This window comes from Streptomyces xanthii (genome assembly GCF_014621695.1).
In the GTDB taxonomy this organism is placed as follows: Bacteria; Actinomycetota; Actinomycetes; order Streptomycetales; family Streptomycetaceae; genus Streptomyces; species Streptomyces xanthii.
The window spans coordinates 3,732,316-3,750,596 of sequence record NZ_CP061281.1; the positions used below are offsets into that span (position 1 = coordinate 3,732,316).

Consider the following 18,281-nt stretch of genomic DNA (forward strand, 5'->3'; position numbering starts at 1 on the left):
TCCGTCAGGCTCTGGCCAGAGGCCCCGCCGAGACTCCCCCAAGACCCACCAAGACCGCACCGGAACCCCCGCCGGAGCCTCACGGCTCCCCGGCCGGCGCCCGGTTGAGGGCACAAAAAAAATCGCGCTGGACCCGGCGGAGTCCAGCGCGATCGACGACGCACCGTGTGAAGCAGTGGAGATGACGCTTCGTGGCGCTTCATAAGAAGGGGGCCTGTTGGGGCAGGTCCCGCGTCGTGTGGAGCTATGGGGTGGGCGCAGTACGGGTTGGGGGACCCGAAACGCCCGATATGTACCGCGTTCTGCGGGGTCCTCAGGCCTCGCTGCGCTGCTGCGGAATACCCGCCAGCAGGGCGCGGACCTCGGCCTCGCGGTAACGGCGGTGCCCGCCGAGCGTGCGGATCGACGTGAGCTTGCCAGCCTTCGCCCAGCGCGTGACCGTCTTCGGGTCGACGCGGAACATCGTGGCGACCTCAGCGGGGGTCAGCAGCGGCTCGGCATCAGGGGTGCGAGCGGTCATGAGCGGCCTCCTCGGGAGAACCGAACCTTCTCGGTTCTTTCCTTTAAATTCTGCACCTTGACCCGCGTTGCCCGATATGGCGGACACGGGTCGAGTCGGTTATAGGACGAACGGCTTGTCCTCGGCACTACAACTACACCATCCGTCCAGCCGCGTCGGCCAAACCGATGGAATTGCCCTCCCAGGTGTTCATCAGCGACGGAAGCCGATGGACCATGCCATAGCGGACAGTCACGCCCCTGTGACGATCAGTCACAGGGGCGTCAGGAGTCACCAGACCCCCCAAAGACAGTGCAATGCTGAGTGATCCACCCGAAGTGGTGCCTAGTCGGGCGGACAGAGTCCTCCCCGGACTCCTTGTCCTATTTTGGCACGAGGAGGGGTGATGGGCGCAAGGGAGAAGTAAGTGCAGTCCGTCACGCTTGCATCACGCTTGATGCAAACGCCCGGATCAGGACGTAGGTCCTGAAGGCCCGCATCCGTCCGCTCAGTTGGCGTTCTGCCGTTCCTTCACCGCACGCCAGCGTGCCACGAGCCGCGCGTACGCCTCGGTCGCGCCGGCCTCGTCCCCGGCCCGCAGCGCGGCGATCCCCTCCGCGACATCGGCCGCCGAGTGGTCCTCGTCCAACTGCTCCGCGGGCAGGGTGTGCACGAGCCCGCCGTAGTCGAGCTCCACGTACGAGCGCGGGTGGAACTCCTCGAGCCAGCGCCCCACGTCCACCAGGCCGTCGATGAGCGGCCCCTCGTCGATCGCGTCCTTCAGCGCCTTCAGCGCCCGCGCCACCCGCCGCCGCGCCTGCACCATCGGCGTCCGGTACCGCAGGGACGCCTCGCCGCCGGCGCTCTTCGGCTCGTAGGCCCGCTCCTCGTCGGTGACGAGCACGAACCAGTTCAGCGGCACGTGCCAGGTCGAGGTGCGGATCCAGGGGCGCGCGTCCGGGTTCCGCTCCAGCCAGCGCTCGTAATCGTCGGCCGTCTGCCGCCGCACCACCGGCGGGAGCACCGCGTCCAGGACCGGCAGCGGCAGCACGCCCGGCAGCTCGCCGAGCGCCTGCCAGCCGCGCAGCCGGGTGCGCCAGGGACAGACGCACACCACGCCGTCCGCCTCCAGCACGAACGCGTCGTCGCTCTCGTGGACCGGCACGGGCACGGGCGGCGTCGGCAGCAGATCGGCGAGCGAGCGGCGCAGTTCGTCCTGGTAGGAGGGCAGGTGCTCGCGCCGGGCGTAGCGCTCCCAGTGCCCGCGCTCGGGCTGCGGGAACGCGGCCAGCGGTTCGTAGACCCGCAGATAGGCGGCGTACGGGACGGTCGGCGAGGACACCTTCTTCGGCACGGCTGCTCCCTCCCCCGACCACGACCCGGAAAACACTGCAAATCGTGCCACGGCAGGCCCCGGCGCACGCGCCCCGGCGTACGGAGTGCCCTGACGCGAGAGAGTGATCCTGGGCACTGCGCGGGTGGCGGCCCCCGGCGCGTTCTAGTCTTCTGCCCACGGAGACCCGCCACCCGTACGGGGCTCCGCTCAACCGCCGCAACTTACTTGGGAGTCACCACAGTGACCGATGTGACCGGCGCCGCTGCCGACGTGCTGCAGACCCTGTTCCACTCGGACCAGGGCGGGCACGAGCAGGTCGTGCTCTGCCAGGACCGGGCGAGCGGCCTCAAGGCCGTGATCGCCCTCCACAGCACCGCCCTGGGCCCCGCCCTCGGCGGCACCCGCTTCTACCCCTACGCGACCGAGGCCGAGGCCGTCGCCGACGCGCTGAACCTCGCGCGCGGCATGTCGTACAAGAACGCCCTGGCCGGCCTGGACCACGGTGGCGGCAAGGCCGTCATCATCGGCGACCCGGACCGCATCAAGACCGAGGAACTGCTGCTCGCCTACGGGCGCTTCGTGGCCTCGCTCGGCGGGCGCTACGTGACGGCGTGCGACGTGGGCACCTATGTGGCCGACATGGACGTGGTGGCGCGCGAGTGCCGCTGGACCACCGGCCGCTCCCCCGAGAACGGCGGCGCGGGAGACTCCTCCGTGCTCACCGCCTTCGGCGTCTTCCAGGGCATGCGGGCCAGCGCCCAGCACCTGTGGGGCGACCCGACGCTGCGCGGCCGCACGGTCGGCGTCGCCGGCGTCGGCAAGGTCGGTCACCACCTGGTCGAGCACCTGCTCTCCGACGGCGCCGAGGTCGTGATCACCGACGTGCGCGAGGAGTCGGTGCGCCGGATCACCGACCTGCACCCCGAGGTCCGGGTCGCCGCCGACACGGACGAACTGATCCGTGTCGAGGGCCTGGACATCTACGCCCCGTGCGCGCTGGGCGGGGCCCTCAACGACGACTCCGTGCCGGTCCTCACCGCCAAGGTCGTCTGCGGCGCGGCGAACAACCAGCTCGCCCACCCGGGCGTCGAGAAGGACCTCGCGGACCGCGGGATCCTCTACGCCCCGGACTACGTGGTGAACGCGGGCGGGGTCATCCAGGTCGCCGACGAGCTCCACGGCTTCGACTTCGACCGGTGCAAGGCGAAGGCGTCGAAGATCTTCGACACCACGCTCTCGATCTTCGCTCGCGCAAAGTCCGACGGGATTCCGCCGGCCGCCGCGGCCGACCGGATCGCCGAGCAGCGCATGGCGGAGGCGCGCGGCCGCGCATGATCGCGGGCGCTGCGTAACGAGCGTCACTCTTCTCGGCGGGTCGCCCGCCGAGAAGAGGTTAAAATCGCAGCTGACCAGCGAGGACGGGGCTCCTGGCTGGTCCTGCGCACACGCGCGTCCTGCGGGCGACGTACCGTATGGGCGTGGGCTCAGGTACCGTGGAAGCCCTACGGACCGGTCTCTCTGCGGAGAGCCCGTTCCAGATCATGAACGCGTGTCAAGACTCTGGGGCCGTCGAGCCCCGTCACCGAGGGGGTCGAGCCATGGGGCGCGGCCGGGCAAAGGCCAAGCAGACGAAGGTCGCCCGCCAGCTGAAGTACAGCAGCGGCGGGACTGACCTGTCGCGTCTGGCCAACGAGCTGGGCGCATCGACGTCGAATCCGGTCTCGAATCAGCCGCCTAACGGCGAGCCGTTCGAGGACGAGGAGGACGACGAGGACCCGTACGCCCGCTACGCGGATATGTACGACGACGATGAGGACGAGGACGACGAGTCCGGTCCGTCGTCGCAGCGCCGCGGCGCTTGACCTCGTAGCACGTAGTACGTCCAGCAGTTTTTCGTTCTCCGAATACTGCTGCACTCACCCGGTCCGGGGTGGTCACCACGCCGGACCGGGTTTTGTGCTGCCCCGGGACCCTGAGGGCCCGGGGCGCCGCACCGTGTCCTACCGCGCGTAGTCACCCGTGAGCTCGGCGCCCGTGGTGTGGTCGCCGCGGTCGGTGATCTCGCCGGCCACCCACGAGTCCACGCCGCGGTCGGCGAGGGTCGCGAGGGCGACGTCGACGGACTCCTGCGGGACGATCGCCATCATGCCGACGCCCATGTTCAGCGTCTTCTCCAGCTCCAGGCGCTCGACGGAGCCGGCCTTGCCGACCAGGTCGAAGATCGCGCCCGGGGTCCAGGTGGAGCGGTCGACCGTGGCGTGCAGGCCGTCCGGGATCACCCGGGCCAGGTTGGCCGCGAGGCCGCCGCCCGTGATGTGGCTGTAGGCGTGGACCTGGGTGGTGCTGGTGAGCGCCAGGCAGTCCAGGGAGTAGATCTTGGTCGGCTCCAGGAGCTCCTCGCCGAGCGTGCGGCCCAGCTCGTCGACCTGCTGCTCCAGCGCCATGCCCGCGCGGTCCAGAAGGACGTGGCGGACCAGCGAGTACCCGTTCGAGTGAAGACCGGAGGACGCCATGGCGATCACCGCGTCACCCTTGCGGATGCGATCCGGGCCCAGCAGGTTGTCGTACTCGACGACACCCGTGCCGGCGCCCGCGACGTCGAAGTCGTCCGCGCCGAGCAGGCCCGGGTGCTCCGCCGTCTCGCCGCCGACCAGGGCGCAGCCGGCGAGGACGCAGCCCTCGGCGATGCCCTTCACGATGGCGGCGACGCGCTCGGGGTGGACCTTGCCGACACAGATGTAGTCGGTCATGAAGAGCGGCTCGGCGCCGCACACCACGATGTCGTCCATGACCATCGCGACCAGGTCGTGGCCGATCGTGTCGTAGACGCCGAGGCGGCGGGCCACGTCCACCTTCGTGCCGACGCCGTCGGTCGCGGAGGCGAGCAGCGGGCGCTCGTACTTCTTGAGGGCGGAGGCGTCGAAGAGGCCGGCGAAACCGCCGAGGCCGCCGAGGACCTCGGGGCGCTGCGTCTTCTTCACCCACTCCTTCATCAGCTCGACGGCGCGATCGCCCGCCTCGATGTCGACGCCCGCGGACGCGTAGCTGGCACCAGTCTCAGACATTGCCTGGGATCTTTCGGGTTGGTGGATACGAGAACTAGGGCGCCTACGGCCGACGGATCGCGTCGGCCGCGGCGGTGGCGGCAGGACCTGCGGCCAGTTCCGTCTCCAGGAGCTGCTTGCCGAGGAGCTCGGGGTCCGGCAGTTCCATCGGGTACTCGCCGTCGAAGCAGGCGCGGCAGAGGTTCGGCTTGGCGATGGTGGTCGCCTCGATCATGCCGTCGATGGAGATGTAGGAGAGCGAGTCGGCGCCCAGGGAGGTGCCGATCTCCTCGACCGACATGCCGTTGGCGATGAGCTCGGCGCGGGTCGCGAAGTCGATGCCGAAGAAGCAGGGCCACTTCACGGGCGGCGACGAGATCCGGATGTGGACCTCGGCGGCGCCGGCCTCGCGGAGCATGCGGACCAGGGCGCGCTGGGTGTTGCCGCGCACGATCGAGTCGTCGACGACGACCAGTCGCTTGCCCTTGATGACTTCCTTGAGCGGGTTCAGCTTCAGCCGGATGCCGAGCTGGCGGATCGTCTGCGAGGGCTGGATGAACGTGCGCCCGACGTAGGCGTTCTTCACCAGGCCGTTGCCGAACGGGATTCCGCTGGCCTCCGCGTAGCCGACCGCGGCGGGGGTGCCCGACTCCGGCGTCGCTATGACGAGGTCGGCCTCGACCGGCGCTTCCTTGGCGAGGCGGCGGCCCATCTCCACGCGGGAGAGGTACACGTTCCGGCCCGCGATGTCCGTGTCGGGACGGGCCAGGTACACGTACTCGAAGACGCAGCCCTTGGGCTTCGCTTCTGCGAAGCGGGAGGTGCGCAGGCCGTTCTCGTCGATGGCGACGAACTCGCCCGGCTCGATCTCGCGGACGAAGCTGGCGCCGCAGATGTCGAGGGCGGCGGACTCGGACGCGACCACCCAGCCGCGCTCGAGGCGGCCGAGGACCAGCGGGCGGATGCCCTGCGGGTCACGGCCGGCGTAGAGGGTGTGTTCGTCCATGAAGACGAGGGAGAAAGCGCCCTGGACCTGGGGCAGCACCTTGTGCGCGGCCTCTTCGATGGTCAGGGGCTTGCCGTCGTCGTCGACCTGGCCCGCGAGCAGCGCGGTCACCAGGTCGGTGTCGTTGGTGGCCGCCACCTGGGTGGCGCGGCCGTTCTCCTTGGGGAGGGCGGCGACCATCTCGGCGAGCTGCGCCGTGTTGACCAGGTTGCCGTTGTGGCCGAGCGCGATCGAACCGTGCGCGGTGGCGCGGAACGTCGGCTGGGCGTTCTCCCACACGGAGGCCCCGGTGGTCGAGTAGCGGGCGTGACCGACCGCGATATGACCTTGGAGCGAACCTAGGGAAGTCTCGTCGAAGACCTGGGACACGAGGCCCATGTCCTTGAAGACGAGGATCTGGGAGCCGTTGCTGACCGCGATTCCCGCGGATTCCTGACCCCGATGCTGGAGGGCGTAGAGCCCGAAGTACGTGAGCTTTGCGACCTCTTCGCCCGGAGCCCAGACACCGAAGACGCCACAAGCGTCCTGGGGGCCTTTCTCGCCGGGGAGCAGATCGTGATTGAGTCGACCGTCACCACGTGGCACGCCACCGAGTGTAGACGGGATCGACCACTGGTCCGAATTGGGGACAAGCGCTACCCGCGTTGACGAACGCGGGCCGCCCCCGGTGCCGGGGTCTCCCGGGCGGGGCCACCCCGACCCCTCTTACGCCTTTGACCTGCGCAAACGTGGCCTTCGTCCGGCTCACGGCGGGCCCGGGGAGGGTGTGACGGAACTCGCGTTGCCGCCGCCCCGGGGCCGTTGTCCACAGGACGGAACGGCGTTGACAGGTGTACGTCACGATCGGCATCGTCCTGGGTCATGCAGCCACTCCGTGACCGTACGGTCACCCTTGTGGGGCGCCGCCACGTCGACCTGGTCCGTGTCGCGAGCGCCATCTGTCGCCGCGCCTTCTGAGCGCGTTCTCCGCCGTTCAGATCCCGCGTTCCCGGGTTCCAGCGAGTCGCTCCTTTGCGCCGGAGGAGCGGGCCCTGACCCGTTCTCCCCCTTCGCCCTCCTTCCTGGAGCCTTCATGTCCTCGCATGCCTCGAAGCTGTCCCGGCGCGCGTTCGGCGGGGTGATCGGCGCCTCGGCGACCGTCGCCGCGCTCGGCACGGCCGCCACACCCGCCGCCGCCACCGCCCCTGCCGTGACCGACGCCCCTCGGGAGCGGCCGTTCCGCGCCGCCGCCGGGCGGCGCTCCCGCCGGCCCAACATCCTGTTCATCCTCGGCGACGACCTCGGCTGGGCCGATCTGTCCTCGTACGGGGCGCCGCACATCAGGACCCCGCACCTGGACCGGCTGGCCCGGCAGGGCGTGCGGTTCACCGACGCGTACAGCGGGTCCGCGACCTGCTCGCCGACCCGGTTCAGCCTCTACACGGGCCGCTATCCGGGCCGGACCGAGGGCGGGCTCGCCGAGCCGATCGCCGACCGGTCCGCAGGGCTCGACCCGAACCATCCGACGCTCGCCTCGCTGCTGCGGGGCGCGGGCTACTCGACCGCGCTCATCGGCAAGTGGCACTGCGGCTACCTGCCCGACTACTCGCCCACCCGCTCGGGCTGGGACGAGTTCTTCGGGAACTTCGGCGGGGCCCTGGAGTACTACTCCAAGCTGGGGCTCGGCGGGGAGTACGACCTGTACGAGGGCGACGCCGAGTACAAGGACCTGCGGTACTACACCCGGATCCTCACCGAGCGGGCGAGCGAGTACGTGCGCCGCGACCACGGGGACACCCCGTGGCTGCTCAACCTGAACTTCACGACGCCGCACTGGCCGTGGATCGCCGACGGGGACGAGGAGGCGAGCGCCGAGGTCGTGCGGCGGATCGAGGCCGGGGACCGGCGGGCCCTGTTCCACGACGACGGCGGCTCGGTGGAGAAGTACACCGAGATGGTCGAGGACCTGGACCGGTCGGTCGGGCAGGTGCTCGCCGCGCTGAAGGAGTCCGGCCAGGAGCGGGACACGCTGGTCTTCTTCGCGTCCGACAACGGGGGCGAGCGCTTCTCGTACAACTGGCCGCTGTCCGGCAACAAGGCCTCGCTCCAGGAGGGCGGCATCCGGGTCCCGACGATCGTGCGGTGGCCGGCCCGGTTCGACGCCGGACAGGTCAGCCACGAGCCGGTGTTCACACCGGACTGGACGGCGACGCTCCTGGAGATCGGCGGCGCCCGGCCCGACCCGGCACACCCGCTCGACGGCACGAGCCTCGCCGGGTACCTGCTGCGCGGCGAGGAGCTCGCGGAGCGCGATCTGTTCTGGCGGGTGCGCGGGGAGCGGGCCGTGCGGCGCGGCGACTGGAAGTACTACCGGGGCAAGGACGGCCGGGACCGGCTCTTCGACCTGTCGGCGGACCGCCGCGAACAGGCCGACCGGGCGGCGGACGAGCCGGAGCGGCTGGCCGGGCTGAAGGCGGTCTGGGAGCGCGTCGACAAGGAACTGCTGCCGTATCCGGCCTGAGTGCTCCGGGCGGCTACGAGGTCTTGGCGGTCAGCGGCTATGAGGTCTTGGCGGTCAGGGTGACGCCCTTGCCGTCCTTCGTGGTCAGGGTGAGCCGGTCGCCCTTGATCGCGTAGCGGGCCTCGCTGTCGAGGGCCGATGTCATCGCCTTCTCCAGGTCGGCGGCGGGGCCGAAGCAGCCCATCCTGGTCGTGATCAGCCGGCCGAAGGTGATGCGGTCGCCCTCGACCGTGGCCTTGGTGCTGCCGGTGTTGCAGCCGAGGCGGGCGTCGACCCGGCCGTTCTTGTGCAGGACGACCCGGGCCCGGTCCCGGGCGGCCTTCGGCAGCGCGGTCTCGGTGCCGGCCGAGCGCAGGCCCGTGACCTGCCACTCCGTGCCGACCAGCGGGGTGTCGGTCGTCACGGTCCCGGGACCGGGGCGGCCGGCGCCGGGGGCCTTCTCGGTGCCGCAGGCGGTGAGCGCGGCGAGGGCGGTCACCGCGAGCGCGGTGCTGAGCGTCGTGGTGAGCAGGGCGCGGGGGGTGGTTCGTATCGGCATGGCGATGGGACGGGGCAGACCCCCGGATCGGTTCCGCCCGGCCCGAGACGTCACTCCAAGACCCGAGGCATCACTCCAAGACCTTCGGCGTCACGCCATGATCGGAAGCAGGGCCTCCAGATCGGCCCGTTCGCCGCTCGCGCTGACCGCCGCGTCGTCGAGGGCGGTCCGCCAGCTCGTACGGCCCGTCGCGAGGCGGATCCAGGTGAGCGGGTCGGTCTCCACGACGTTCGGCGGGGTGCCGCGGGTGTGCCGGGGGCCCTCGACGCACTGGACGACGGCGAACGGCGGGATCCGCACCTCGGTGGACGCGCCGGGCGCCTTCACGGCGAGCGCGTCGGCGAGGAAGCGGGTCGCAGCGGCGAGCAGCTGCCGCTCGACGGGCAGGCCGAGTCCGGGCAGGGCGTCGTTCAGGTCGTCGGTGTGGACGGCGAGTTCGACCGCGCGGGTGACGAGGGCGGTGGTCAGGGTCATGGCCCCGACCCGGTGGGCCAGCGGCCGTTCGCCGTCGACCCCGGCCGGCAGGTACGTGTCGAGCCCCTCGGCGACCTGCGCGTACAGCTCGCCCAGCGGAGCGGCGGCCAGTTCGTGGACGCGCGTGTCGATGGCGGGGGCGGCGGGCGCGGTGAGCGCCGGATAGTCCATCAGCGTCAGTTCGGCCCGGGCCGGGGCGGGTTCGGCGAGGGCGCGGGGCAGCATCCCGACGGCCATGGTGAGGTGCGCGGCGAGCTCGCGCACGGTCCAGTCGCCGAGCCGGGTGGGCGCCGCGAGCTGCTCCGGTGTGAGGGCCTCGACGGCCGTGCGCAGGGCGGCGAACTGGGCCAGTACGGCGGTCCGCAACTTCTCGGCGTCGTAGGAGCGCTGACGTTTTCTGGAGGTCCTGGGCGCGGGCATGACGGTGACCCTACGCCCGCACCGCGAATCCGCTCAGTCCCTTTTCGACCAGGGCGAACGCCCGCTCGGCGCGCTCCCCGGCGTCCGCCGCGACCGCGGCCGGGGACTCGCCCGCCAGGATCCTGCGGTGGTGCTCGCTCATCAGGGCGCTGACCACGCCGGACAGCTGGGCCGCGGCGACGGAGGAGAGCAGCGCGTCGCCGGTCTCCTCGGTGAGCGCGAGCGCGGCGGCCCGCTCGCCGCGCACCGACCAGAGCATGGCGCGGCGGGCCAGCACCGGGGTGCGCTGGACGAGCTGGATCAGCGCCAGCTCGTTGCCCTGCTCGCTGAGGCCGATCGAGGGGTCCCGGTCGGCGATCTTGCGGAGGACCATCGCGCGGGTGGCGTCGACGGCCGAACTACCGTCCGGGCGCGCCCTGATGGCCTCGGCCAGGTCTTCGACGTGCTCCTCCATGGGGCCCATGAGGAGGTCTTCCTTGGTCTTGAAGTAGTTGAAGACCGTCATCTTCGAGACCTCGGCGGCCTCGGCGATCTGGGCGACGGACACCTGCTCGTAGCCGTGCTCCAGGAACAGGTCGACCGCGGTGCGCCACACCTTGATCGCCGTCTGCTTCTTCTTGCGCTCGCGCAGTCCGGGTCCGCCGTCTTCAGCCATGCCGGAACCGTACCAAGCCGTGGTCGAAGTTTAAGCCGGGCAAAATTTTCATCCCCACCGAAATTTGATCCGAGCAAAAAGATTGACCCGATACATTTTCTCGGGCACGGTGAGCCCATGACTGAGACGCCCGCACCGAAGACGCCCGGAGCGATGACCCCGGCGGCCCGCGCGATCGGCATGTTCGTCTGCCTCTTCACGATCGTCCTGGCCGTCCTCGACCTGCAGATCGTGTCCGCGGCCGCCGTGCCGATCGTCCGCGACCTCGACCCCGCCCACGGCATCGACCGCTTCCCCTGGCTGGTCAGCGCGTTCGCCCTCGCGGCCGCCGCGATGCTCCCGCTGTACGGCAAGCTCTGCGACACCCTCGGCGCCAAGCACGTCTTCCTCGGCGCCGTCGCCACCTTCCTGCTGGGCTCGGCGCTGTGCGGGCTCGCCCAGTCGATGACCCAGCTGATCGCCGCCCGCGCCCTCCAGGGCCTCGGCGGCGGCGGACTGATGAGCGTGACGATGGTCGTGATGGCGCACCTCAAGGACCCCGGGGAGGAAGGCGCGGGCAAGGGCGGCGGGATCGGCGGCATCGTCGCGGGCGGCGGCATGGCCCTCGGCCCCTGGCTCGGCGGCTTCCTCACCGACCACGCGAACTGGCGCTGGATCTTCTACGTGAACCTGCCGCTCGGCATCGCCGTCCTCGTCGCCGGCGCGCTCGTCCTGAAACTCCCCGACCACCCCGTGCGCCGCCCGCTCGACTGGGCCGGAGCCGCCCTCGCCGCCGGCTTCTCCACCGCGCTGCTGCTCGCCATGGAGTGGGGCGGCCGCACGTACCCGTGGGGCTCCCCGCAGATCATCGGCCTGCTGTGCGCCGCCGTGCTGGGCCTCGCCCTGTTCGTACGGCGCCAGGCCACCGCCGCCGACCCGCTGCTCCCCCTGTCCCTGTTCCGGATCCCCGAACTGCGCTGGGGCTTCGTCGTCCAGGGCATCACCGGCGCCGCGATGATGTGCGCCATCTACTACGTGCTGGTCTATCTCCAGGTGGCCCGCGGCCTGTCCAGCTCCGACGCCGGTCTCTACCTGCTGCCGATGGCCGTCGGTATGACCGGCGCCGGCCTCGTCGCCGGCCGTCTCGACTGGCCGGCCCGGACCGCCACGCTCTCCGGCACCCTCACCATGGCCGCCGTCTTCGCGCTCCTCGCCACGACGCTGTCCCCCGACACGTCCCTGTGGCTGATCCGGGCCGAACTGTTCCTCGCCGGGATCGCCTTCGGCCAGCTCATCGGGCAGCTCGTCTTCCTCGTGCAGGACGCCGCGCCCCGCCCGCTCCTCGGCGTCGCCACGACCGGCATCCGCTTCTTCCAGACGCTCGGCAACGCGCTGGGCGCCGCCCTGTTCGGCACGATCCTCTTCCGGCTCCTGGCCACCGACGTCAACACGATCCCGTCCCTGCACGGTTCCGCGCACGCGGCGGCCGTCCAGGACTTCGTCCACGCCACCGGCATCGTCTTCTGGTGCGGCGCCGCCCTGATGCTGCTCGGCACCCTGCTGGCCACGCGCCTGCCGAAGCGGGACGGGGCGCCGGCCCAGGTCGCCGTCGGCGCCGGGGCGGCCCGGCCGTAGCACGCGCGAAGTCCCCGTCCGCAGGAGCGGACGGGGACTTCGTGACGTACCGGAAGACGTACCCGAAGGCTTACGCCAGCAGCTCCGGGATCGTGTTCTCGTGCGCCGCGCGCAGCTCCTCCAGGGGGAGCGCGAACTCGCCCTGGATGTCGACCGCGTCACCGTCCACGACACCGATGCGGGTGACGGGCAGACCCCGCGCACCGCACATGTCGTTGAAGCGGAGCTCCTCGCTGCGCGGCACCGCCACGACAGCGCGGCCCGCCGACTCGGAGAACAGGAAGGTGAACGCGTCCAGGCCGTCCGGGACGACCAGGCGCGCGCCCTTGCCGCCGAGCAGCGCCGACTCGACCACGGCCTGGATCAGACCGCCGTCGGACAGGTCGTGCGCCGCGTCGATCATGCCGTCGCGGGAAGCCGAGATCAGGATCTCGCCGAGCAGGCGCTCGCGCTCCAGGTCCACCTTCGGCGGCATGCCGCCCAGGTGGTCGTGGACGACCTGCGACCAGGCCGAGCCGCCGAACTCCTCGTGCGTGTCACCGAGCAGGTAGAGGAGCTGGCCCTCTTCCTGGAAGGCGACCGGGGTGCGCCGGGCGACGTCGTCGATCACGCCGAGGACCGCCACGACCGGGGTCGGGTGGATCGCGGCCTCGCCCGTCTGGTTGTACAGCGAGACGTTGCCGCCGGTCACCGGGGTGCCGAGCTGGAGGCAGCCGTCGGCCAGACCGCGGACGGCCTCGGCGAACTGCCACATGACGGCCGGGTCCTCGGGCGAGCCGAAGTTCAGGCAGTCGGAGACGGCGAGCGGCTTGGCACCGGTCGTCGCCACGTTGCGGTACGCCTCCGCGAGGGCGAGCTGCGCGCCGGTGTACGGGTCGAGCTTCGCGAAGCGGCCGTTGCCGTCCGTCGCGATGGCGACACCGAGGCCGGTCTCCTCGTCGATGCGGATCATGCCCGAGTCCTCGGGCTGCGCAAGCACCGTGTTGCCCTGCACGAAGTGGTCGTACTGCGAGGTGATCCACTTCTTCGACGCCTGGTTCGGCGAGGCGACGACCGCGAGGACCTGCTGCTTCAGCTCGTCCGCGGAGGACGGGCGGGCCAGCTTGTTCGCGTCGTCGGCCTGGAGCGCGTCCTGCCACTCGGGGCGGGCGTAGGGGCGCTCGTAGGTCGGGCCCTCGTGGGCGACGGTGCGCGGGTCGACGTCGACGATCTTCTCGCCGTGCCAGAAGATCTCCAGGCGGTCGCCGTCGGTGACCTCACCGATGACGGTCGCGATGACGTCCCACTTGTCGCAGATCTCGAGGAAGCGCTCGACCTTCTCGGGCTCCACGACCGCGCACATGCGCTCCTGCGACTCGCTCATGAGGATCTCCTCGGGCGAGAGCGTGGAGTCGCGCAGCGGCACGTCGTCGAGCTCGACGCGCATGCCGCCCGAGCCGTTGGACGCCAGCTCGCTGGTGGCGCAGGAGATGCCGGCGGCGCCCAGGTCCTGGATGCCGACGACGAGCTTCTCCTTGAAGGCCTCCAGGGTGCACTCGATGAGGAGCTTCTCCTGGAAGGGGTCGCCGACCTGCACGGCGGGACGCTTCGACGGCTTGGCGTCGTCGAAGGTCTCGGATGCCAGGATCGAGGCGCCGCCGATGCCGTCGCCGCCCGTACGGGCGCCGTACATGATGACCTTGTTGCCCGCGCCGGACGCCTTCGCGAGGTGGATGTCCTCGTGCCGCATGACGCCGATGGCACCCGCGTTGACCAGCGGGTTGCCCTGGTAGCAGGCGTCGAAGACGACCTCGCCGCCGATGTTCGGCAGGCCCAGGCAGTTGCCGTAGCCGCCGATGCCGGCGACGACGCCGGGCAGCACGCGCTTGGTGTCCGGGTGGTCCGCGGCGCCCATGCGCAGCGGGTCGACCACGGCCACCGGGCGGGCGCCCATGGCGATGATGTCGCGCACGATGCCGCCGACGCCGGTGGCCGCGCCCTGGTAGGGCTCGACGTACGACGGGTGGTTGTGCGACTCGACCTTGAAGGTGACGGCGTAGCCCTGGCCGACGTCGACGACGCCCGCGTTCTCACCGATGCCGACGAGCATGGCGTCGGACTGGGGGGCCTTCTCGCCGAACTGGCGCAGGTGCACCTTGGAGCTCTTGTACGAGCAGTGCTCGGACCACATGACCGAGTACATGGCGAGCTCGGCGCCGGTCGGGCGGCGGCCGAGGATCTCGACGACGCGCTCGTACTCGTCCTTCTTGAGGCCGAGTTCGGCCCAGGGCAGCTCGACGTCGGGGGTCTTGCTTGCGTTCTCTACGGTGTCGAGGCTCATGAGGCGGCGACCAGCTTCTTGAGGATCGAGGTGAAGAAGGGGAGACCGTCGGTGCGGCCGGACCCGATGAGGGGCTCGACGGCGTGCTCCGGGTGCGGCATCAGACCGACGACGTTGCCCGCCTCGTTCGTGACGCCGGCGATGTCGCGCAGCGAACCGTTCGGGTTGAAGTCCATGTAGCGGAAGACGACGCGGCCCTCCGCCTCCAGCTTGTCGAGCGTGTACGAGTCGGCGACGTACCGCCCGTCCATGTTCTTCAGCGGGATGTGGATCTCCTGGCCGGTCTCGTAGTCGGCCGTCCAGGCGGTGCCCGCGTTCTCCACCCGCAGCTTCTGGTCGCGGCAGATGAAGTGCAGGTGGTCGTTGCCGAGCATCGCGCCGGGGAGCAGGTGGGCCTCGGTGAGGACCTGGAACCCGTTGCAGATGCCCAGGACGGGCAGGCCCGCCTTCGCCTGGTCGATCAGCGTCTCCATGACGGGCGAGAAGCGCGAGATGGCACCCGCCCGCAGGTAGTCGCCGTAGGAGAAGCCGCCGGGCAGGACGACGGCGTCGACCTGCTTCAGATCCTTGTCCTTGTGCCACAGGGCCACCGGCTCGGCACCGGCCAGACGGATCGCGCGCTGGGTGTCCCGGTCGTCGAGCGAACCGGGAAAGGTGACGACGCCAATACGAGCGGTCACTTTTCGGCCCCCACCGCGAGCTCTTCGACCTTCACGGTGAAGTTCTCGATCACGGTGTTGGCGAGGAAGGTTTCCGCCAGCTCGTGGATACGGGCGAGGGCGGCGTCATCCACCGGCCCGTCCACTTCGAGCTCGAAACGCTTTCCCTGACGGACGTCGGAGATGCCGTCGAAACCGAGGCGCGGCAGCGCACGCTGCACCGCCTGGCCCTGGGGGTCGAGGATCTCCGGCTTGAGCATGACGTCGACTACGACGCGTGCCACTGGCACTCCCGGTGTGTGGTGCTGAGCAGGTTCGTTCAGCGTACCCGCCCAAATCTTCTACTCGCGTAGACGGTAGGAAGCTACGAGATCCGCGTCACGTCACGGCAACGCTCCGAGATCCGTACGGAAAATTACGGGAAAACCCGAGCGAGGCACCCGGAAAACGGGGACGGTAGACACGCGGAGGTTTTCTATTGGCCTTCCCAGCACAATGCCAGGCAGGGTAAAAAGGAATTACCAAGGGCACATCAAGGGCAGGACAGTCGACATCACCGCACGTCAAAGCGGGATGCCGGACGAAGGGACCGATATTCGTGGCGCAGCGTGTCGTGGTCACTCTGTTTGACGACATCGACGGCGGAGAAGCGGCGGAAACGGTGGTCTTCGGCCTCGACGGCAAGTCGTACGAGATCGACCTGAATCAAGCCAATGCGAAAAAGCTCCGCAAGGCCCTCGCCCCGTACCTGCAGGCCGGGCGCAAGCAGACCGGAGCCGGCCGCACCCCGAAGGTCGCGGTCACGTACAAACACACGGCCGTGAGCCCGGACCCGGCCGCGGTGCGCGCCTGGGCCCGCTCGCACCAGCTCGACGTGCCGCCGCGCGGCCGAATCCCCAAGCGCGTCTACGAGGCGTTCGCCGAGGCCAACTGAGGCGCGCGTCCCTCCGTCAGGAGCCCCTCGCGGGAACCGACTTGCGCTGCACCCCCGCTGGTCAGCTAGAGTCTGGAGCACGCCGAGGGGCAAGGCCGAAAAAGCCGCACCTCACGGAGTACATGCGGGTGTAGTTCAGTAGTAGAACATCCCCCTTCCAGGGGGAAGGCGCAGTGTGCAATTCCTGTCACCCGCTCTGCATCGCGTACCGATCACCACTTGTGGTGCGGTAGGCTGGTGCTCGCACCGGTCAGTGAGAGCTGTCCGGAGGCAATGCGAACGTAGCTCAGTTGGTAGAGCGCAACCTTGCCAAGGTTGAGGTCGCGAGTTCGAACCTCGTCGTTCGCTCCAGTTCCGGAAGCCCCGGGTCCGCAAGGATCCGGGGCTTCCGGCGTTTCCGAGGCCCCCGGCCCCGCTTCTGACATTTGTCATACGGGCCGGTGACAGCACGCACTGCCCGCCGGCCCGCGCCGCCGCGAGGCTGGATCCATGACCAGCAACGAGCGCGTGATCGATGTCACCGATCTGCGCCGCGTGTACGGGGACGGCAAGCGGGGGTCCTTCGAGGCGGTGCGCGGAGTCAGCTTCTCCGTGGGCCGCGGCGAGCTCTTCGCGCTCCTCGGCACGAACGGCGCCGGAAAGACCTCCACCGTCGAACTCCTCGAAGGACTCGCGGCGCCCGCCGCCGGACAGGTCCGGGTCCTCGGCCACGACCCGCACACGGCACGTGCCCGGGTGCGGCCGCGGATCGGCGTGATGCTCCAGGAGGGCGGCTTCCCCGCCGAGCTGACCGTCGCCGAGACCGTCCGCATGTGGGCCGGCTGCACCAGTGGGGCCCGCCCGGTCGGCGAGGCCCTGGAGTCCGTCGGGCTCACCCGCCGCGCCAAGGTGCGGGTCAAGCAGCTGTCCGGCGGTGAGAAGCGGCGGCTCGACCTCGCGCTCGCCCTGCTCGGCCGGCCCGAGGTCCTCTTCCTCGACGAACCGACGACCGGGCTGGACGCCGAGGGCCGGCAGGAGACCTGGAACCTGGTGCGCGCGCTGCGCGCCGAGGGCACCACGGTCCTGCTGACCACCCACTACCTCGAGGAGGCCGAGGAGCTGGCCGACCGGCTCGCGATCCTGCACCAGGGGCGGATCGCCGCCCAGGGCACGGTCGCCGAGGTCGTCGCCGCCCAGCCCTCGCACGTCTCCTTCGAACTGCCCGACGGGTACTTCGTGGGCGACCTGCCGCCGCTCGACCGGCTCGGCGTCACCGGGCACGAGATCGACGGGCGGCTCGTCCGGCTGCGCACGGGGGAGCTGCAGCGCACCGCGACCGAGCTCCTCGTGTGGGCGCGGGACGCGGGTGTCGCCCTGCACCGGCTCGACGTACGCGGCGCCTCGCTGGAGGAGGCGTTCCTGCGCATCGCCCAGGACGCGAAGGAACGGGACGCGGGGGCGCAAGGGACACCAAAGACGCCCGACGTCCGGACCGAGGAGATGGCGGCATGAGCGGCGCGACCACGACGGCCACCACCACACCGGCGGGGCGGCTGCGCGCGCTCGGCCGCGCCGAACTGACCCTGCTCGGCCGCAGCAAGGGCGTCCTGATCACCTCCCTGTTCGTGCCGCTCGTCCTCCCGCTGAGCCTGAGCAGCACGCTCGGGGAGGACCGGCTCAAGGGCACGGGCCTCGATGTCGGCACCGTCGTCGTGTCCTCCGCGATGGGCTTCTCGCTGCTGTTCGCCGTCTACACGGCCCTCGTCAGCGTCTACGCCGCACGCCGCGAGGAACTCGTCCTCAAGCGGCTGCGCACCGGGGAGCTGCGCGACGCGGAGATCCTCGCCGGGGCCGCGCTGCCGTCCGCCGCGATCGGGCTCCTGCAGTGCCTCGTGCTCGCCGCGGCCTGCGCCGCGTTCCTCGACACGGGGATGCCGGACGCGCCGCTGCTCGCGCTGGTGGGCCTGGCGCTCGGGTTCCCGATGTGCGCGGCGCTCGCCGCGCTGACCACGGTCGTGAGCCGCAGCGTGGAGAGCGCACAGGTCGCCGCGATGCCGCTGATGCTCCTGACGATGTTCGGCTCGGGCTCGTTCGTCCCGCTGGAGCTGCTGCCCGACAAGCTGGCCTCGATCTGCGAACTCCTGCCGCTGACCCCGGTGCTGACCCTGATCCGGGGCGGCTGGAGCGGCCAACTCGCCGCGTCCGACGTCCTGTCGGCGATCCTGACGGCGGTGGCCTGGACGGTCGTGGCGGTGTTTGCTGTACGACGGTGGTTCCGCTGGGAACCACGGCGCTGACGGGGG

18 protein-coding genes and 2 tRNA genes are annotated in these 18,281 nt (G+C 70.6%); 10 read left to right on the plus strand and 10 right to left on the minus strand.

The genetic code is table 11. The features are described 5' to 3' along the window. Window positions 1–313: 313 nt before the first annotated feature. Window positions 314–520 (minus strand): developmental transcriptional regulator BldC, encoded by a 207-nt coding sequence (gene bldC / locus IAG42_RS16910; protein ID WP_003949541.1) that lies wholly within the window; start codon window positions 518–520, stop codon window positions 314–316. Between the two features lie 487 nt (window positions 521–1,007). Then, entirely contained in the window at window positions 1,008–1,853 is an 846-nt protein-coding gene (locus IAG42_RS16915; protein ID WP_188337816.1) for a hypothetical protein, read from the minus strand. Between the two features lie 222 nt (window positions 1,854–2,075). Here IAG42_RS16915 and IAG42_RS16920 point away from each other — a divergent pair, with 222 nt between their 5' ends. Together IAG42_RS16920 and IAG42_RS16925 are read left to right on the plus strand one after the other, a co-directional pair. Continuing rightward, on the plus strand, window positions 2,076–3,170 hold the full coding sequence (locus IAG42_RS16920) for a Leu/Phe/Val dehydrogenase (protein ID WP_188337817.1): 1,095 nt from the start codon (window positions 2,076–2,078) through the stop codon (window positions 3,168–3,170). Window positions 3,171–3,433: 263 nt separating this feature from the next. Next, window positions 3,434–3,697 (plus strand): DUF3073 domain-containing protein, encoded by a 264-nt coding sequence (locus IAG42_RS16925; protein WP_188337818.1) that lies wholly within the window; start codon window positions 3,434–3,436, stop codon window positions 3,695–3,697. Between the two features lie 138 nt (window positions 3,698–3,835). Here the strand turns inward: IAG42_RS16925 and purM are convergent, their stop codons facing one another. Both purM and purF read right to left on the minus strand, forming a co-directional pair. Then, window positions 3,836–4,900: a phosphoribosylformylglycinamidine cyclo-ligase gene (gene purM, locus IAG42_RS16930; RefSeq protein WP_188337819.1), complete on the minus strand. Its 1,065-nt coding sequence runs from the start codon at window positions 4,898–4,900 to the stop codon at window positions 3,836–3,838. Window positions 4,901–4,943: 43 nt separating this feature from the next. After that, a complete protein-coding gene (purF, locus tag IAG42_RS16935; protein WP_188337820.1) occupies window positions 4,944–6,470 on the minus strand; it encodes an amidophosphoribosyltransferase in 1,527 nt (508 codons plus the stop codon). A gap of 276 nt (window positions 6,471–6,746) precedes the next feature. Here purF and IAG42_RS38575 point away from each other — a divergent pair, with 276 nt between their 5' ends. Both IAG42_RS38575 and IAG42_RS16940 read left to right on the plus strand, forming a co-directional pair. Beyond that, on the plus strand, window positions 6,747–6,842 hold the full coding sequence (locus IAG42_RS38575; RefSeq protein WP_384618887.1) for a putative leader peptide: 96 nt from the start codon (window positions 6,747–6,749) through the stop codon (window positions 6,840–6,842). A 115-nt stretch (window positions 6,843–6,957) separates the two neighbouring features. After that, window positions 6,958–8,385: a sulfatase family protein gene (locus tag IAG42_RS16940; protein ID WP_188337821.1), complete on the plus strand. Its 1,428-nt coding sequence runs from the start codon at window positions 6,958–6,960 to the stop codon at window positions 8,383–8,385. Between the two features lie 37 nt (window positions 8,386–8,422). On the opposite strand, the gene IAG42_RS16945 is transcribed toward IAG42_RS16940, so the two are convergent. From IAG42_RS16945 to IAG42_RS16955, 3 genes are all read right to left on the minus strand, one after another. After that, window positions 8,423–8,923: an META domain-containing protein gene (locus tag IAG42_RS16945; protein WP_188337822.1), complete on the minus strand. Its 501-nt coding sequence runs from the start codon at window positions 8,921–8,923 to the stop codon at window positions 8,423–8,425. A 90-nt stretch (window positions 8,924–9,013) separates the two neighbouring features. Beyond that, complete coding sequence (locus tag IAG42_RS16950) at window positions 9,014–9,817, minus strand: maleylpyruvate isomerase family mycothiol-dependent enzyme (protein ID WP_188337823.1); 804 nt, start codon at window positions 9,815–9,817, stop codon at window positions 9,014–9,016. Between the two features lie 10 nt (window positions 9,818–9,827). Beyond that, on the minus strand, window positions 9,828–10,472 hold the full coding sequence (locus IAG42_RS16955) for a TetR/AcrR family transcriptional regulator (RefSeq protein WP_188337824.1): 645 nt from the start codon (window positions 10,470–10,472) through the stop codon (window positions 9,828–9,830). Window positions 10,473–10,589: 117 nt separating this feature from the next. Here IAG42_RS16955 and IAG42_RS16960 point away from each other — a divergent pair, with 117 nt between their 5' ends. After that, window positions 10,590–12,086 (plus strand): MFS transporter, encoded by a 1,497-nt coding sequence (locus tag IAG42_RS16960; RefSeq protein WP_223206037.1) that lies wholly within the window; start codon window positions 10,590–10,592, stop codon window positions 12,084–12,086. Between the two features lie 70 nt (window positions 12,087–12,156). On the opposite strand, the gene purL is transcribed toward IAG42_RS16960, so the two are convergent. Genes purL through purS form a run of 3 tightly spaced genes read right to left on the minus strand, consistent with a single transcriptional unit; the run spans window position 12,157 to window position 15,349 of the window. Beyond that, a complete protein-coding gene (gene purL / locus IAG42_RS16965) occupies window positions 12,157–14,406 on the minus strand; it encodes a phosphoribosylformylglycinamidine synthase subunit PurL (protein WP_188337825.1) in 2,250 nt (749 codons plus the stop codon). Then, window positions 14,403–15,086 (minus strand): phosphoribosylformylglycinamidine synthase subunit PurQ, encoded by a 684-nt coding sequence (purQ, locus tag IAG42_RS16970; protein ID WP_188337826.1) that lies wholly within the window; start codon window positions 15,084–15,086, stop codon window positions 14,403–14,405. Before purQ ends, purL begins: the two co-directional genes overlap by 4 nt. After that, the gene (gene purS / locus IAG42_RS16975) at window positions 15,083–15,349 is read right to left on the minus strand and encodes a phosphoribosylformylglycinamidine synthase subunit PurS (protein ID WP_188337827.1); all 267 of its coding nucleotides are present in this window, start codon (window positions 15,347–15,349) and stop codon (window positions 15,083–15,085) included. The genes purQ and purS overlap by 4 nt, the downstream gene beginning before the upstream one ends. 314 nt (window positions 15,350–15,663) lie before the next feature. On the opposite strand from purS, the gene IAG42_RS16980 reads away from it, so the two are divergent. The 5 genes from IAG42_RS16980 (at window position 15,664) to IAG42_RS17000 (ending at window position 18,275) form a co-directional block, all read left to right on the plus strand. Continuing rightward, a complete protein-coding gene (locus IAG42_RS16980) occupies window positions 15,664–15,999 on the plus strand; it encodes a histone-like nucleoid-structuring protein Lsr2 (RefSeq protein WP_188337828.1) in 336 nt (111 codons plus the stop codon). 124 nt (window positions 16,000–16,123) lie between these two features. Beyond that, a tRNA-Gly gene (locus IAG42_RS16985) sits at window positions 16,124–16,195 on the plus strand. Window positions 16,196–16,274: 79 nt separating this feature from the next. Beyond that, window positions 16,275–16,350 (plus strand) — tRNA-Gly (locus IAG42_RS16990). A gap of 138 nt (window positions 16,351–16,488) precedes the next feature. Then, window positions 16,489–17,490, plus strand: coding sequence for an ABC transporter ATP-binding protein (locus IAG42_RS16995; RefSeq protein WP_188337829.1), 1,002 nt, complete (start codon window positions 16,489–16,491; stop codon window positions 17,488–17,490). Continuing rightward, complete coding sequence (locus IAG42_RS17000; RefSeq protein WP_188337830.1) at window positions 17,487–18,275, plus strand: ABC transporter permease; 789 nt, start codon at window positions 17,487–17,489, stop codon at window positions 18,273–18,275. The genes IAG42_RS16995 and IAG42_RS17000 overlap by 4 nt, the downstream gene beginning before the upstream one ends. Window positions 18,276–18,281 lie beyond the last annotated feature (6 nt).